The 14,726-nt window shown below is 36.7% G+C and carries 16 protein-coding genes and 1 pseudogene; 8 read left to right on the forward strand and 9 right to left on the reverse strand.

Going from position 1 to position 14,726, the window contains the following annotated elements; genetic code table 11:
* Positions 1-324: 324 nt before the first annotated feature.
* A pseudogene (locus BN1765_RS19510) lies at positions 325-543 on the reverse strand (tyrosine-type recombinase/integrase); the annotation flags it as partial.
* A 351-nt stretch (positions 544-894) separates the two neighbouring features.
* On the reverse strand, positions 895-1,446 hold the full coding sequence (locus BN1765_RS09345) for a glutathione peroxidase (protein WP_050614869.1): 552 nt from the start codon (positions 1,444-1,446) through the stop codon (positions 895-897).
* A 569-nt stretch (positions 1,447-2,015) separates the two neighbouring features.
* Between BN1765_RS09345 and BN1765_RS09350 the strand changes: the two genes are divergently transcribed.
* Positions 2,016-2,825: an SDR family NAD(P)-dependent oxidoreductase gene (locus tag BN1765_RS09350; RefSeq protein WP_050614870.1), complete on the forward strand. Its 810-nt coding sequence runs from the start codon at positions 2,016-2,018 to the stop codon at positions 2,823-2,825.
* Positions 2,826-4,699: 1,874 nt separating this feature from the next.
* A complete protein-coding gene (locus tag BN1765_RS09355; RefSeq protein WP_050614871.1) occupies positions 4,700-5,098 on the forward strand; it encodes a VOC family protein in 399 nt (132 codons plus the stop codon).
* A gap of 55 nt (positions 5,099-5,153) precedes the next feature.
* Here BN1765_RS09355 and BN1765_RS09360 read toward each other — a convergent pair whose 3' ends face one another.
* Positions 5,154-5,849 (reverse strand): hypothetical protein, encoded by a 696-nt coding sequence (locus tag BN1765_RS09360; RefSeq protein WP_050614872.1) that lies wholly within the window; start codon positions 5,847-5,849, stop codon positions 5,154-5,156.
* Positions 5,850-6,245: 396 nt separating this feature from the next.
* A complete protein-coding gene (locus BN1765_RS09365) occupies positions 6,246-6,860 on the reverse strand; it encodes a spore coat protein (protein ID WP_050614873.1) in 615 nt (204 codons plus the stop codon).
* A 245-nt stretch (positions 6,861-7,105) separates the two neighbouring features.
* Here BN1765_RS09365 and BN1765_RS09370 point away from each other — a divergent pair, with 245 nt between their 5' ends.
* Positions 7,106-8,656, forward strand: coding sequence for an amino acid permease (locus BN1765_RS09370; RefSeq protein WP_050614874.1), 1,551 nt, complete (start codon positions 7,106-7,108; stop codon positions 8,654-8,656).
* 62 nt (positions 8,657-8,718) lie between these two features.
* Here BN1765_RS09370 and BN1765_RS09375 read toward each other — a convergent pair whose 3' ends face one another.
* On the reverse strand, positions 8,719-8,898 hold the full coding sequence (locus BN1765_RS09375) for a hypothetical protein (RefSeq protein WP_050614875.1): 180 nt from the start codon (positions 8,896-8,898) through the stop codon (positions 8,719-8,721).
* A gap of 288 nt (positions 8,899-9,186) precedes the next feature.
* On the opposite strand from BN1765_RS09375, the gene BN1765_RS09380 reads away from it, so the two are divergent.
* Positions 9,187-9,738 (forward strand): dihydrofolate reductase, encoded by a 552-nt coding sequence (locus BN1765_RS09380; protein ID WP_050614876.1) that lies wholly within the window; start codon positions 9,187-9,189, stop codon positions 9,736-9,738.
* 362 nt (positions 9,739-10,100) lie between these two features.
* Here BN1765_RS09380 and BN1765_RS20405 read toward each other — a convergent pair whose 3' ends face one another.
* The gene (locus BN1765_RS20405) at positions 10,101-10,541 is read right to left on the reverse strand and encodes a CotD family spore coat protein (protein ID WP_230199511.1); all 441 of its coding nucleotides are present in this window, start codon (positions 10,539-10,541) and stop codon (positions 10,101-10,103) included.
* Between the two features lie 246 nt (positions 10,542-10,787).
* The gene (locus BN1765_RS20020) at positions 10,788-11,441 is read right to left on the reverse strand and encodes a hypothetical protein (protein WP_147554170.1); all 654 of its coding nucleotides are present in this window, start codon (positions 11,439-11,441) and stop codon (positions 10,788-10,790) included.
* A 127-nt stretch (positions 11,442-11,568) separates the two neighbouring features.
* Here BN1765_RS20020 and BN1765_RS09395 point away from each other — a divergent pair, with 127 nt between their 5' ends.
* Positions 11,569-12,081 carry a hypothetical protein gene (locus BN1765_RS09395; protein ID WP_050614879.1) on the forward strand — a complete coding sequence of 171 codons (513 nt, stop codon included), beginning with the start codon at positions 11,569-11,571 and terminating at the stop codon, positions 12,079-12,081.
* Between the two features lie 17 nt (positions 12,082-12,098).
* On the opposite strand, the gene BN1765_RS09400 is transcribed toward BN1765_RS09395, so the two are convergent.
* Both BN1765_RS09400 and lexA read right to left on the reverse strand, forming a co-directional pair.
* Positions 12,099-12,425 carry a cyclic-phosphate processing receiver domain-containing protein gene (locus BN1765_RS09400; RefSeq protein WP_050614880.1) on the reverse strand — a complete coding sequence of 109 codons (327 nt, stop codon included), beginning with the start codon at positions 12,423-12,425 and terminating at the stop codon, positions 12,099-12,101.
* Positions 12,426-12,572: 147 nt separating this feature from the next.
* Positions 12,573-13,196: a transcriptional repressor LexA gene (lexA, locus tag BN1765_RS09405; RefSeq protein ID WP_050614881.1), complete on the reverse strand. Its 624-nt coding sequence runs from the start codon at positions 13,194-13,196 to the stop codon at positions 12,573-12,575.
* A 160-nt stretch (positions 13,197-13,356) separates the two neighbouring features.
* Here lexA and yneA point away from each other — a divergent pair, with 160 nt between their 5' ends.
* From yneA to BN1765_RS09420, 3 genes are all read left to right on the forward strand, one after another.
* Positions 13,357-13,665 (forward strand): cell division suppressor protein YneA, encoded by a 309-nt coding sequence (gene yneA / locus BN1765_RS09410; RefSeq protein WP_050614882.1) that lies wholly within the window; start codon positions 13,357-13,359, stop codon positions 13,663-13,665.
* 28 nt (positions 13,666-13,693) lie between these two features.
* The gene (locus BN1765_RS09415; protein ID WP_050614883.1) at positions 13,694-14,353 is read left to right on the forward strand and encodes a YneB family resolvase-like protein; all 660 of its coding nucleotides are present in this window, start codon (positions 13,694-13,696) and stop codon (positions 14,351-14,353) included.
* A 76-nt stretch (positions 14,354-14,429) separates the two neighbouring features.
* Positions 14,430-14,666, forward strand: a complete 237-nt coding sequence (locus BN1765_RS09420; protein WP_050614884.1) for a DUF896 domain-containing protein — start codon at positions 14,430-14,432, stop codon at positions 14,664-14,666.
* Positions 14,667-14,726: the final 60 nt, after the last annotated feature.

The raw sequence follows: 14,726 nt of genomic DNA on the forward strand, positions 1-14,726 counted from the left end.
CCCACATAAAACCCACAAATGATTAATATAGTATAAAGTGATTTAAAAAACCCGCCAAAAGAAACCTTGTTTTATCAACACCAATGACTTAATGGAAACTATCAGAATGGAAATGACAGGTAGAAACATGTTCCGCACGCAGGTCCACCCTTGGGAGAGAGAACAATACATGACCATGTATTGATGGAGGGAACCCTTGATATAGCAACGTTTTAAAGAGTTTTGTTAGTGGTCAAAGGGAGAGTAGTATTAACAGTTTCTCTGTTTGACCACCAAAAACTCCAAAAAAATTATTGTATATTTATCATACTCATTTACAGATGCTTACTCTAACTTGTCAAAGATGTGAGAGTAAATATCTGAGGTGATTGAAATACTTTTGTGTCCAAGTCTTTCTTGTGCACATTTCATACTAGCTCCTGATTCCAATAATAAGACTGCATGTGTATGTCTTAGAGAATGGATAGGGAGTTTTTCTATGCCTGCGTTTCTGTTGATTCTGTTAAAAGCATTAAATAATGTATAGTTTGGTAATAGGTCACCATACTTGACATGGAGCCTCTACTGGCATGGTTGAAAAACCAGACTGCCAGTTTATCAAACTGGCAAGCCACTTCAGCCTACCATGCCAGAACCTCCATATAAAGTGAATAGTACAGCTTTTTTCATCTTATAGGGAAGCTATAACGAGGATTTTGCCCGCCATACCTTCATTTTTTTGTCCAGTTAAGTGTTGCCTATCCAGTTTGATTTTATAGAGAGAAGAGGGGAATTCTTGGGGTATTTAATGACGGAGAAGTGAAACTGGTATGCTCACCTCTCCATGCAAAGTTGTAGCTATTTTTGGTCTTTGAAATATTTTTCATTTAGCGAAAGATAAAACCTTATGTATATTTAGAATTTTATTAATAGTTTTATATCCGTTTCTAAATCATCAAATGAATGGGTTGGTTCGTAGCGTTTTATAGGATTTCCCTTTTTATTTATAAGGAATTTTGTGAAGTTCCATTTTATAGAATCATCCATTAAATATTCAGGATATTTTTCATTTAACATCCATAATAGTATTTTACTTGATGGATCGTTGTTATCCATCCCTTTATAAGGTAGTGATTGAGTAAGGTGTTTAAATAATGGGTGAGCTTCTGATCCCCTCACGTTCACTTTTTGAAACAATGGAAATGTCACTCCATAATTTAAAGTACAAAAAGATTGAACTTTATCATTGTTTTCGGGTTCTTGCTCACCGAATTGATTACAAGGAAACCCAAGTATAGTGAAATTTTTGTCTTTGTATTTTTCATATAATCTTTGCAAGTCTTCATATTGGGGAGTAAACCCACATTTACTAGCTGTATTCACGATTAGAATGACCTGATCTAAATAATCCTCAAGATTTACTTGTTTGCCATTCATGGCAATGACAGAATAATTATTAATAGACATTTGATATCCCCTTTTTGAATCAGATTCTTGTCTGATTATATATTACTATTTTCCTAGTTTACAAATTTTAAGTTCTTTTCAGATAAAATATTTTAAATTCCATTTAGTACAAAGGGAAAAGTGAGGTTATTCATAAAAGGCTTTGCACAAGAGAACCATACATGATGATGTATTGATGAAGGGAACCCTTGATATTACTGGTATTGAGGGTTTTTTTATTGTTTTTATTTTGGTCAATTGATTTGCCTGGATAAATACTGGAATGGCAACACTAAACTAGACACTTTTTTAAGATGTGTTTCTTTGTACTGGACGGGGCTAAAATATCCTACTTTTCTCTTTCTCTTCAGAAAAGGGGGGAAGTTGCATTGAAAACAATAAAGAAAACTCGCAAACGGTTAAAACAGAGAGCGAGTCATTAACTGGAATAAAAGGGCTTACAATTGACTTAACCAGATATGACGCTCAAAATGATCTCCTAGGTCATTTTTGTTTACAAAATGTAAAATTGTAAATATAATTGTGTTGTTTCGCACATTTTAGAATTATTCAAAAGGGGATGTCTATTCATGGGTAGATTAGAAAACAAAGTGGCTATTATCACAGGTGCTGCTTCAGGTATGGGAGAGGCAACTGCAAAACTATTTGCGTCTGAGGGTGCAAAAGTAGTTGCAGCAGATATTAATATGGAAGGTTTAGAGCGTGTAGTAAAGGAAATTAAAGATGCAAATGGAGAAGCGACAGCTCAATTCGTTGATATCGGTGATGAGGAAAAAATTAAGGAAATGATTCAAGCAGCTGTTGACACATACGGTCATTTAGATATTTTGCATAATAACGCAGCAAGATTAAATTTTAAAAATGACTTAAATGTCAAGGATTTAGATGTTTTCGAATGGGATGAAACAATGAGATTCAATTTAAGATCTGTTTTGCTGGGAACAAAATATGCGATTCCAGTTATGCTAGAAAACGGTGGCGGAACAATCATTAATACAACATCAATGGGCGGACAAGTAGGAGAATTAACAAAATCAGCATACGCAGCAGCCAAAGCTGGCGTTATTGCTTTGACGAAATCAACAGCCGTGCAATTTGGAAAACAAGGCATTCGTTGTAATGCAATTGCACCCGGTATGGTATTAACCGAAGCTGCTGTTGAAAATGCTCCAGAAGGGTTAAAGCAACTTATTGATGTATATACTGAAACAAAATTAGTAAATCGAATTGGTAATCCTCGTGATATCGCAAACTTAGCTTTATTCCTAGCAAGTGAAGAATCTGATTTCATTACTGGACAAATAATCAATGCAGATGGTGGTATTCTTGCTCAAAACCCAGTAGTACCACAAGTTAAAAAGAAAAATTTAATCTGGTAACAATAAAAATAGCAAAACAATTTAGGTTTTTAAGCAAAGTGAAGCTTCTTTCAACTTAAATGGAGCCACTATTTTTTAATCCCGCCCTCTAATGAGGACGGGGTTATTTTTTTTGAGATGATAAGGCTAAATAACTTTATTCTCACTTTATAAATAGTATCTTTTATATGAATTGTTGAAGTGTTTGCATATGGTTAAATTCTCAAAGGGTGTTCAAAAAATGAACGGATTATTCGTGGCTGCATAACATAGGTAATATACCTAAGGGAGTGGTACGACAAATGAACAATAATGAACAACTTGAAGAAGCAAAAAACATCTATATAGGGAGACTGTTTACATTAGGCGGGTCGGTTCTGTTCTTAGTTGGCTCTTTGATAGCAGCAATCGTTGGTTATCGAGCGTATGTAAATTTACTTACACCAAAAAGTTGATTATTGAAAGATATCGGACTCATTTGCTTAGCTGAGGCATGGGTTATAAAAATAGTAGATGGAATTGATATTTACTACTTATGTTCTCACTAATATATCGGTTCCGCACAAGGTAAAATTATGCTTTGTAAAAATAAGACTAAGTCCTTTCCACTTAATGTATTGGAGCTTAATATAGCTGTAAAGGCTTCATTAGGTTTTCCTCCGAATCTAGGGATAGATATCAAAAACATATGGAGGTTTAGCAGGGTATAATAATACAAAGCCAAATATCATGTTTTAAAATAGATGAAAAAATGATGCGGACATATTAGATGTTAGATAGTTACAAGGAAAATGTTATTTTAAAATCCATAATGACTGTTCAAAATGTATCATGGTTATCATAGATCTGCCAATATCTAAATAGAAGCATTTTAAAAGCCTTTTCCTTTATTTACGGGAAAAGGCTTTAGCTTAGTAGGAAATGTGCCGACCATCTATTTCTTATTTTCATGTTCTTACGATTATTTTTTTAAAATATATTTTCTAAATAAGTATATGAATCCTGCCAAGACTAAGAGAGTCAGAATAGCTCCTGGGATTCCGATACTACTTAACATAAGGTTTCCCCCTTTTTAATTAATCAGTCTATGTTTAGTGTAAAAGTACTGCCACTATGGTTAACAGTACACCATAGTGAAGATGCTATTAGTGCGGTATATTCATAGTTGCGGTGGCTACTGAGTATAGTTTCCCAAGCACGACCATCTAATCCATATGTAGAACTAGAATATTAATAACTGATGATCCATATTGGTAACATCTTTCTCGTGTTATTGGAAGCTTTTCTTTTTTAAAGAAGTTGTTCCTTTTCTTTAAAATAATCCTTCCTACAGAGTCTAAATTAAATAAACCATTATTTGTGGATAGACAATGGAAATGATAAAAATAAGGAGATTTCCAGCAACCCCTAAGATTTTTAATGCAATTTTAGGGGACAACATGCTGTAGGTATTCCAATTATTGGACCAATAATAAGGGCGCCAACATAGGAATAGGAATGAAAAAAGTGATGATTTAATATAACGGGAAGTAAGTAGATGAATAAATTTATAAGAAGAACAATAAAACCTATTGAAGATTTCATAATAAATCGTACAAAACCTCCTTGTCTTCAAAATCAATAGATATTTTTAGGATAATGTTATTATACTTTTATGTCAAATTAAAACAAATTTGTAAAAAGAATTATAGAGAATGATGTAAAAGGTAGTAAGATTCAATTTTATAATGTAGGAGATTTATTTTGCTATCGCTTCGCTTGCTATTGTTTGTTTTCCAAGATTTAATTAGATTACATAATTACAAAACTGGTAAGGGAATTTCTCGATGATCTAAGTGGGGGGGTTCCAAATTACGGTACAATATATCACACTAAACATATTAGGAGGGATTCCAATGATTTTTGAAATGACTACTCAGGTTCGGGTTTCCAACATTAAGGAAGGGCAGAAGTGGTATGAAGCATTGCTCAATAAGAAGCCAGATTTTATTCCACACGAGGGATTTGCAGAATGGGAACTCATTCCAGGTTGTTGGTTGCAGGTCGCAGAAGGAATTCTTATTGATGGAAACGGACCATTACGTTTAGGAGTTACTGATATTGAAGCTGAACGGGATAGACTTGTAGAAGAACTAAAAATGGATCGCTTTGACATCCTTTTAAGGCCAGAGGTTTCTGTGAAATGGGGAACGTTCACAGATCCTTGGGGAAATCAACTTGGATTTTTTGAATACTTGGATAAGAGCGAGGAGCAAGAACGTATTAAAACGTTAGTGGGAATAAGAGAAGTGTAGAAAACGAGGGTGATTTATAAACAAATACATTAAAAAAGGATGCTTGTAAAATGAATCAAGCATCCAGCATGCCTAGTAAGTATTTTTGATATATTTTACTATATTCTTCTTGGGTGATATTAAATTTCTTACATACGGTATCCAAAATAATTTGAGAATCGATTTCAGGACGGTAGGTTCTCCCTGATTGGGTGAGTGTTCTAAAAAAACTAGTAGCATACACAAGTACTTTTTTTTCAAATGTTTCTTCAGGTAAGTTGGCCAGGTGTTTGTCCCTGAATTGTTTGAACCTATTGGTTGTATACCTTTTTTTATCGTTATGGTAGAAGACACTCTCACTTCTAAATAAATTTCCTTCTGGGATTTCATTGATTAATAGGTAGTTATCAGTAGTTGTGTTGGCGAATAATTGAACCCGAGAATGGATGATCTGGGAAGTGGATCCATTATTGCGCAAATAGTATTTAAGTTGTTTTTGGTAATATTCTAAGAGTATAAACTGTTGTACAATGGTAAGTTCATCATATGTATCTTTAAGTTTGAGATTTAAGGAAATTGTATCTGTTTTGTTGTCGTATTGAGCTTGAGCTCTCTCAATATGATTCTTAAAAAAGCTAGAGTTAGTTAATTGAATGATATGGTTTTTCATGTTGTTTACTTCTTCATTGATCTGCAAAAAATGCCAATAGCGCCAAATAATGAAGATAATTACCGCTACGCCCATTATAGCTAGGGTTATCTTTTTTTTCACGATGTTTTCACCTTTTGAATATTGATTACCAAAAAATTATATATTAAAACTAATATAAATATAAATAAAAAAATATGGAAACGAAAGTGTAGTTATGTAAAAGAAAAATAGACCTTATTCAAAAGGAGGGATGTCTGTATTAATAACGGTTTCCGCATGACTTAATTCCTCTTTCAGCACTAAAAAGGGATTCGCTAAGACGCTTCCCGCGAAACGAAAACATCTCTAATGAAGTCAATCTTCCATAAGCTATTTGCTATTTTTGCTCTAATGCATATACCATACATTTACGGTACAGAAATATTCCCTTTTAAAAGAGTGTAACGCTAACGTATACCGTCCATTAAAGGGAATTAAGGGTTATGTGCTATTTTTTTGAATGAAACCGTTATTTAGCTATTTTTCATATAGTTGGTTACTTTGGCCGGCAATCGGATTTTGGTTCATTGGTTGTTGGTTCTGTTCTGTTTCCGGCACAATTAAATAATTTCGGGCGATGGCGGCCACTTGAGCTTCTGAAGCAAATTCTACCGGATAATAGCCTTTGCTGACCATATATTGGTACATGTCATAGGCATGGGAACAGCTCATCATGAAGGCTGTTTGGCAAAAGGAACGTATTTCCGGATTGACCATTTCCATGGCTGCCCAGGCATATTCTCTGCCGGCTCTTTTTAAAGTTAATAAATAGGATGTGGCCATTTCCCTGTCATTCATTTGGTCAACAACTGTCCGTGGTTGAACGGGAGGTGCTGGAGTTATTCCAAAAGGGTCATTCATTATTTGTTTTTCTTTTAATAAAGGCAATTCTTTTGTAGCGCCCTGTGTTTTATTGAGAAATTCCACTTTCATATTGTAATCACGAATATGCATAGGAAAATGTCTTATCACAATCTCCTTGAAAACGGGGTCTTGGATATGCTGGACCATATAGCCCATTTGTGTAATTGAATTTACACAGCTCATTGTCAGTTCGTTTAGATCATATAATTCATGGGATGCTAATTTCATTATTTATTTCTCCTTTCTATTGTTATTCCTCTTTTATCATTTATGCCCGGTATCTTTTTTATGCATGCAATAAAGATATAGGGGGCAGCGGCAACAATGGAGAAAACCTTTGCTTAATGTGCAAATATCCTTTTCTGTTTTATTCTTATGCAGTTCATCATTTCTCTTAATAAGTTTAACAATGTGCAAAAAGAGGAATTATTACCTCATAATGAAAAAAGGAAAAACAAAAGAGGGTAAAGTAAATGAATACAATACAGAAATCAAATATCGTTGCAGATCCAGCTATTAGCAATCAAAGTTCATCTGTTACCGCTGGAACGGGTATCGGTAAGCAAGGAAAAATAGTTGCAGCAAAAGAAAAAACAGGCCTCAAAAGGAATTTGCAATCAAGGCATCTCATGATGATCTCTTTAGGAGGGACGATTGGGACAGGATTATTTTTAGCCAGCGGGAATGCAATCCATATCGCAGGCCCGGGGGGAGCGCTCCTTGCCTATGGATTGGTGGGGATTATGGTCTTCTTCCTCATGACGAGTTTAGCTGAAATGGCAACGCATATGCCGGTATCAGGGTCTTTCAGCACCTATGCAACAAAATTTGTCGATCCTGCGCTCGGCTTCGCATTGGGGTGGAATTATTGGTTTTCATGGGCGGTCACTATTGCTGCTGAATTGTCCGCTGTTTCATTAGTTATGAAATTTTGGTATCCGCATGTGAATTCCTTAGTGTGGAGTGTTGCATGTTTAGCGATTCTTTTTTTACTGAATGTTTTGTCTGTCAAAAGTTTTGGAGAATCAGAGTATTGGTTTGCTATTATCAAAGTAGTGGCAGTCATCATTTTTGTCATAACAGGCATTTTAATGATTGCTGGAATACTCGGCGGTGAAGCAATCGGAGTCAAAAATTTCACCATTCAAGATGCACCTTTTAATGGCGGGTTCCTGACAGTCTTTGGTATCTTTATGGCTGCAGGCTTTTCCTTTCAGGGAACAGAACTGTTGGGAGTAGCCGCAGGTGAAAGCCAAAATCCCCGCAAAACCATTCCTTCTGCTGTTAAGTCGGTTTTTTGGAGAATCTTATTATTTTATATCTTGACCATCCTTGTGATCGGCTTAATTATTCCTTATACAAATCCAAACCTGGCTGCTACGGATGATGTAACAATCAGTCCATTTACACTTGTTTTCCAAAAAGCAGGATTTGCGTTTGCTACTTCAGTGATGAACGCTATTATATTAACATCCATATTATCAGCGGGAAATTCAGGAATGTATGCCGCTGCCCGGATGCTGTGGAATCTGGCAAAAGAGAAAAAAGCCCCTAAATTCCTCGGTAAAATCAATAAAAGAGGCGTACCGATGAATGCGTTGATCATAACTTCGTTAGTGGGTTGCCTTGCTTTCTTATCGTCTCTCTTTGGAGATGGAGTCGTTTATGTATGGTTATTGAATGCTTCAGGGTTAACTGGATTCATCGCTTGGGCTGGGATTGCCATTAGCCATTATCGGTTCAGAAAAGCGTACCATGCGCAGGGGAAAGATTTAGATGATTTAGTATATAAGGCAAAATGGTATCCGTTTGGACCTTTGTTTGCATTGATTCTTTGTATTGTGATTATACTAGGGCAAAATTATACTGCTTTTTCAGGCGATTCGATTGACTGGCATGGACTGCTGGTCTCCTATATTTCTTTGCCTATATTTCTGGGCTGTTGGCTGGGATATAAATGGAAGTGCAAAACCAAAATTGTCCCTCTAAAAGAATGTGATTTAGAATATAAAAAATTGTCTTGATATAAAACAAACAAAGGCCATCCTTTCTGAATGAAAGGATGGCTCTTTGCATTTACAAAACATTACTTAGAGGCATATTCTTTCTTTTTCAAAAGATAGCCATATTTCCGGTCGATTGCTTTTTTAGCGCTTACAGTTAAGATGGATAAAATAAGGAAACAAGTTCCTAAAGGAACAGACAGCATGGATACAAGTACCGATAAGCTAATTAATAACAATGTGTATAAAAATGAATTGTGCATACTATTCGAATTCCTCCGTTCTAATTGTATGTATATATAGACGGATTAACTAACTGAAAAGTTTCATTTTTTGAAAATAAAAATAAAAAATGGTTGACTGTGGGCACATAAAAAGAAATCCTCGCATGTACTTAAGGAATAATGAGACCAAAGCTGTACATTTTAGTTTAGCGAAAATGCTTGGAAAGTAGTAGAATAGGAACTAGGATTTGGATGTGGCAGAAGGGAATTTACGGGCAGCCAAAGTGGTCTTTTTCATACATGCTTAAAGGGGAAGTGATTGGGTAAATGATAAATCTGATTGCCTGTGTTGGCTCTGGAAATGAACTTGGAGTCCATGATTTAATTCCGGGAAGTATAAGGAGAGATTTATTATTCTTTAAAGAACTGACGGATGGACATCCAGTATTAATGGGAAGAAAAACGTATGAGGTAATCGGCAGGCCCATACATAATCGTACCAATATTGTTCTAACTCATAATAAAAATCAAACTTTCCCAAAAGAGGTGATCGTGAAACATTCAATCGAAGAATTTTTGGAAGACAACAACGATGATAATGAAGTTTTTGTTATTGGAGGAGGGGTGATTTTCAGGCAAATCCTTCCTTATGTCCATAGAATCTACTTGACGGTAGTCGATGTAAGGCTAGATGCGGCAAAATCTTTCTTTCCCAAACTCCCGCTGGGTTGGGTGTGTGTCAGTGAAAAAACATATCCTGCAGATAAGGAGAATTCTTATGCTCATTCTTTTTTGATATATGAAAATAAAGGCAGTGCTATAAAGGAAAAGATTTCCTTAATCACTGTTCCAGATGACTCCCAACAACCAGTAAAATAGAAAAATAGATAAAATGATAGTTGCGACCGACCACATATGTTCTCTGCCTCTTTCATGAAAATTAGTTGTTTGGCTATGATTTTAGAGCAATCTTTTTTTGTTTTCAATGCTTAGGTTGATATGTTGGTATATGTACATTTGTGTTTAACAGAGATTTCTTACTTTTGGCCGAATCACAAGAAAAGGTGAGGATTATCCCATTCTAAATGGCGTTAAGGCACATTCTTTTCACCTATGGGCACGAAGGTTTGGAAAGTGTAAGTGGCAGATCAGGCGCGGGCAAAAATCCGATTGGTTTTATGAATGTTCGGTATAGCTTTGGGTGGAGGCAGAAAAATAAAAAGCCCTTAAAGGGCTTTTTGTCAATAGTGGAACGGTCTTGGATACATGCCGGAATACCCGCAAGGGGACGGCGGGCAAATGACGTTTTCTACGCAACATTCATTGATACATGATTCAGTGTGCGGAAAATGGTGCTGATTTTGGATGATGTGTTTGTTGACTGTTGTAGTATGGGAAGGGTGAATTTTTGGCACTACTGTTTTAAAGATATTTTTGTTCACTGATTGCTGGGTGGGTGATACTTGGGAAGGGGCTACTTGTGTCGGGTACACTTGTGTATGTTGAGGTGCGTACGGCCCCATTGACCCCCAAGATCCCATTTGTGATGGTGCCCCCCAGGTCCCCATTTGCGACGGTGATACCATGGGCCCCATTTGGTGGTGATGGCCTAAAACTCCGGTGCCGTCGCACCCGCAGTCGCTCATAGATTGTTTGCCCCAGTGGCGATTGTTTCCAAACATATGAATCCTCCATTCTGTTAGTGGTTTTAACTCATTAGTATGGTATGAAAATGGAGAGTAATCGGAACTAGTTGTCTACCTATATTGGAAATGAAATACATACGAAAAGAGCGCCAAATAAGGAATTTAAGCAGATACGCGTCTAAAAAATGGGCATTTGGAGCAATGGATGAATAATCGTTGGAATCCAAAAATGTTAGCTTCTGAGCTGAAGGTGATGAGATCGCCCAAAAAAGCTCGCCATTGTTAGAATGGGAGCTTTTGGAGGTCGTCGATCTGATTGTTTAAAATGTTGGATACTTCTTTATGGCAAGGGAATTGTTTTGAAACAATAAAAGTTAGATATTGCATTGGTTTTGTTTGCCCTGTATGGGAATTCATTAAAGAATGAATCAGAGATGATAAATGCCCGACATTCCCTTCGCCAACTTTTTTTGCATGTTTGATTAAACCGGGAAAATCGGAATGCTGCTGTATCTTTAAATCACGGATGTGCAAGAGATACAGCTCATCACTGCATTGGTTAACCTCTTTAAAATGAGCAATTAAAGCTTCCTGTTGCCTTTTGTTTAAGAAGTGCAGCGAGGTCTCATAATCACGCAGGCAAAAGCACGAGTAACAGAGAGTATGCAACCTACTTAGGTGAACCGCAGAAGTGCCTCGATGGAAACTCCAATCGGTATAGGCGTATAATTGATTGCCCATTGAACCACATATTGAGCATGAGTTTGGTGGTGATTTAGCCTCAGACAATATGTCATCCCACAAGGGGGTGGGCAGCAATTGGGATAAATGTTTCTCCTGCAAAAAGGGAGATGCTTTTAAACAAATTTTTAATTTTAACTGGTTAAGTTCTTTTCTCTTTTGTGAAGTAAGAGTCCATTTTTTGTGTGGTTCCACATACATGCTCCTTTCTTTCCCTTTTCTTTCATTCTAATTTAAAAATGTGTCATAAATTAAGGAATAGTTTGAATAGTTAATAGAAAATAAGAGTGTAATGCCGAATATCGTAAAGGAGGGGATTGAAGTGAACCTACTGGAAAGCGCGAAGGCAGGAATAATAGAGTTTTTAGAGAATGATCGGCAGAAGGTTTTATTGCTGAATGGAACTGAACAATTCAAAAAGCACCTGCTGGCTTTGTATATGATTGGAATCTTTGAAAAGCGGGGAACTTTGCTATTCAGAACGAATACCTTGCGAAATGCGGAGGATTTCCTGCAGATGAAATCGCGTGCTGAGAGTGGGCATGCGTATACATACAATAAGTCATTATCTGTTTATATTGATACAAATAGCTCCTTTTTATGGAAAGAAACGCCTTCATCGGTAGATTACTGTATTTTATATCCACTAGAATCCATAGAAAAAGAGGAAGCAAAGAAGACGATAGTGTCCGATGCAATTTGCAGGACTGCAAAAAAAGTATTTATTGTTTCCTCGAAACCCCAGGCAATAGAAGATTGGTTAACTGAATTTGTGGATGCTGTGGTCCATTTTGATGCGAGTAGATCGCCAATAAAAAAGAATGCTGCTTTTTAGAAGCAGCATTCATTATTTTAATATAACGGCATTGGCTTAAGCAGAACCGTAATTGTTTTAGGCATGAGGCAGTTTCTTTGCGCCTCTTTGAAGTAGTCATACATCGCTTTTCCACCCACGGAATTCGCAGAATGAATGGTTATATGCTTTGCAAAAAGCTGTAATTGGACCATTTTTTTAACCAGCATCAGCCCGTTACGGGTCTTGCTCACTAAATCATGGTCTAGAGAAAGTTTGTCAACGTCATAATGCTTAAGGATTGTGAGGCAGTCATCAATATTATCCATTAACACAAAATCATTCGGGCATGTCCGATAATCATCAAGGAATACACTTATACCCATAATTATCATTCCTATAGTATGACATATACTAATTATAGCATACTATGGTTTTCTAGTATGGATAATTAGAGAATATCTTTTTTATTTGTTACATTAACATCAAAAAACCGAAAGTATTAGGAAGATCCTGTTTTCGGTTCTTTTCGATTAATGGATTTCTCTGTATAAACCAACCACTTTCCCTAATATAGAAACCTGATCCAAAATGATAGGCGCTAGAGAAGAGTTTTCCGGCTGTAGGCGGAAATAATTTTCTTCCTTGAAGAATCTTTTCACTGTGGCCTCATTATCCTCTGTCATCGCTACAACAATATCACCGTTCAGCGCGGTGGATTGCTGGCGTACGATCACATAGTCACCGTTATGGATGCCAGCCTCGATCATGCTGTCTCCAGAGATCTCAAGCATAAACACATTATCCTCATAACCTGCCAATTGTTCAGGAAGAGGGAAATATTCCTCGATATTCTCGATAGCTGTGATTGGCACACCTGCAGTTACTTTTCCGACAAGGGGAACATTGATCACTTTTCTTTTCGGAATAAACGTTTCTTCCTCTAAATCTAGTATTTCGATTGCCCGAGGCTTTGTAGGATCGCGCCGGATCAAACCCTTGCTTTCCAGCCGTGCTAAGTGGCCGTGCACGGTGGAACTGGATGCGAGGCCGACTGCTTCGCCAATTTCTCGGACTGAAGGCGGATAGCCTTTTTTCTGGACTTCTTGTTTGATGAAGTCTAGGATGTCCTGCTGGCGCTTAGACAATTTATTCATGGATACACCCCACCTCAATTCTATTTAAATTGATTATATCATGGTATTTTTAAGGATACAAACATATGTTTGAATTTTGTTGACACAGCACAAATGTTCGTATTATAATCTCTTTAAACAGCGAACACATATTCGTGTTAAAGTAGGAGGGAATTATAAATTGAACTATTTTATACGTAAGCATTCTTTTTCTTTATTATTTTTTGCTGTAATATTATTGTTTTCAGCTATCTATTTTATATTATTAAATACGAACGGCAACCAACAATCATACATAGAGGTGGAAGTTTCCCAGGGAGACACTCTTTGGGGCATAGCGGAGAAATATAATCATGAAAAGATGGGGACACAGGATTTTATTGCGTATATCGAACAGACAAACCAGTTATCTGGGGAGCCCCTTAAAGCGGGGGAAGTCTTAAAGATTCCAGTAAAGAAAGAGCAAATGACACAGTTTACTATGGAATAAAAAAAGCCAAAGCGGAGAAGGTTAGAAAATGAAGAAGGCAATCATCTATTGCAGAGTCAGCACAGATAAAGAAACGCAAGCGAGTTCCCTCGAAAGGCAGGAGCAGGAGCTTACATCTATGGCAGATGAATTATCGTATGAGGTCATTCGGATCATCAAAGAAAAAGCGAGCGGTTTTCAACTTGACCGGGACGGTGTGTTTGAATTGCTTGATGCCTTGAAGGGACAAAAAGCCGATGCTGTTTTTATTCAGGATGAAACAAGGTTAGGGCGAGGCAATGCAAAAATCGCCCTTCTGCATTGCATTTTGAAAGAAAATGTGAAGATTATAGCTTTTTCACAAAAAGGTGAATTAGAACTATCAGAAGCAGATTCAATGGTATTGCAAATTGTCGGCATAGTCGAAGAATACCAGCGCAAGCTCCACAATATCAAAATAAGCCGCGGAATGAAAAAAGCGGTCGAAAAAGGCTATAAGCCACAAAAGAATATTAAACATAATAATCTTTCTACCGGCCCGGAGAAGAAGAATGTACCTATTGAAGAAATCATCAGGCTGAGAGAAAGCGGTTTGACCTTCGCAGATATTGCAGCAACATTAAGGGGTTTCGGCTACCCTGTTTCGAAGGCAACCGTGAACAGAAGGTATCTTGAATATCGGGAAAACGTCCCACCGGAAGAGAAGTAGTTTCACTTGCTACATTCATTTTTTTCTTATAACATGTCAATGATAAGGTTATACCTAAAAATGAAGGAGTGTATATATGCTATCTAAAGAAAAAATTGCAAGAATCAACGAATTGTCCAAGAAGTCAAAAACAATCGGTTTAACGTCTCATGAGGCTAAGGAACAAACCCAATTAAGAAGCGAATACCTTCAAACCTTCAGAAAGTCCATGGTCCAAACGATTGAAAATATGACTGTATTGGATCCTGAAGGAAACGATGTAACCCCTGATAAAGTTAAGAAAATTAAAGAACTAAAAAATAAATTACATTAATCCCCTTAATCATCCAGTCCTCATGAATTTGCTTTAAAAGTACATTTCATTTTATGTCCT

It is taken from the genome of Bacillus testis (assembly GCF_001243895.1).
GTDB lineage: Bacteria > Bacillota > Bacilli > Bacillales > DSM-1321 > Bacillus_AD > Bacillus_AD testis.